Below are 1,521 nucleotides of genomic sequence, written 5' to 3' on the forward strand. Positions count from 1 at the left end.
CGTCACCAGCCCGCTGACGCGGCGGGGCCGCCCGGTCCGCCCCCGGGAGGGCGGACCGGGCGGCCCCGGGTGGTGCTGCCGGGTGGCCCGGCGGCCGGCGTCAGGCGATGGGGCCCGCGGCGGCCGCGGCGGCCTCGGCGTCGGCGGTGCGCTGCTCCACGGCGGCGCGGCGGCCGTCCTCGCGCTCGAGGACGGACTCGACCGTCGGCGCCTCGACGGCCATGCGGGCCATCGGGGACGCAGCGGCCTTCTGGACGGAGCGGGCGAGCTCCTGCGGCGCGACCATGGCCTCGGCCTCGGACTGCGACATGCCGTTGACCGTGCCGCGGACGCGGTTGTCCGGCCCGACGGTCGGCATCGGGTCGTTGCCGCTGAGGGTCACGTCGCCGCGGACGATGTTCTGGTCGAGGACGATCTCGGCGTCGTTGTCGACGACCGTGACGTCGCCGCCCCAGACGCTCATCTGCTCGCAGACCTCGACCGGCCCGTCGGCGCCGAGCTGCAGCACCGACATGCTGCCGGCGTAGGTGGCGTCGCCGTAGACCTCGCTCTCGCAGAACACGCCGCCCTCGACGTTGTCGCGCACCTCGAGGGTGCCGTCGACGACGGAGTCGATGACGTCCGTGTACACCGTCCCGAGGCCGCGCACGTTCCCGGTGACCACCGAGGAGGACAGGAGCAGCTCGCCCGCACGGGCGTCGACGACACCGCTGACGGTGCTGCCGGACTCGACCCACGTCACGGTCTCGACCTCGGAGCCCTCGACGGCGCGGGTGACGAGCGACTGGGCGCTGCTGCCCTCGAGGGTCACGCCGAAGCCCTGGCGGGAGGTGACACGGCCGGCGACGCTGGAGTCGACCAGGCCGATGAAGCCGTCCTCGGCGACGGTGACGGCGCCCTGGAAGGTGGTGCCCTCGGCGACGAGGTCACCGCCCGCGGCGACGCGGGTCGTGCCCGTGACGGTGACGCCGGTGAGGTCGCACGAGGCGTCGCGGGGGACGACGAGGTCGCCGGGGATGGTCACGCCGTCGGCGGTGCCGTCGCAGCGCGTCGTGAGGCCCGAGGAGCTCATGGCGGGGCCCGCCACGGCCACGACGCCGCCGGCAGCGAGGAGGGTGCCGGCGGTGAGGGCGCTGATCAGCTTCATGGAGGCTCCTTCGACAGCCCCTCGGCGGGGCCTTCGTCACTCGGTGGTCACGTTCGGATGGGACGTCCGTGACGTGACGACCAAGACGGACATCGGTGTCACATGCGGACGCGAGTCGTACCGTGTCAGAACCGTCACAGCGGGGCAATGGTCTGGACGGAAACGGCGGACCAACTCCGTGCGACCGGACGGCGCGCGACGACGACACCCCCCGCTTCACCCGTACGGGTGACGCGCATCTCCCCCGGGTGGTGACCCAGCGTGGTAGTGCGCTTGGGCACCCACCACCGCGGAGGGAGTGCTCAGCCCTCGGCGGCCTCGGCCAGCGCCCCGGAGACCTCGCGCAGGCGCCGCAGCACCGCCCGGGCCCGGGC

At 74.3% G+C, this 1,521-nt stretch carries 1 protein-coding gene; it reads right to left on the reverse strand.

Features of this window, described 5'->3' with window-relative positions:
* Positions 1–100: 100 nt before the first annotated feature.
* Positions 101–1,147 carry a hypothetical protein gene (locus WDV85_RS01460; RefSeq protein WP_339568924.1) on the reverse strand — a complete coding sequence of 349 codons (1,047 nt, stop codon included), beginning with the start codon at positions 1,145–1,147 and terminating at the stop codon, positions 101–103.
* Positions 1,148–1,521: the final 374 nt, after the last annotated feature.

It is taken from the genome of Pseudokineococcus sp. 5B2Z-1 (assembly GCF_037482305.1).
Taxonomy (GTDB): domain Bacteria; phylum Actinomycetota; class Actinomycetes; order Actinomycetales; family Quadrisphaeraceae; genus Pseudokineococcus.

Coding starts and splice junctions, on each gene's coding strand:
- WDV85_RS01460 (WP_339568924.1), bottom strand. CDS start 1,147: ATGAAGCTGATCAGCGCCCTCACCGCCGGCACCCTCCTCGCTGCCGGC.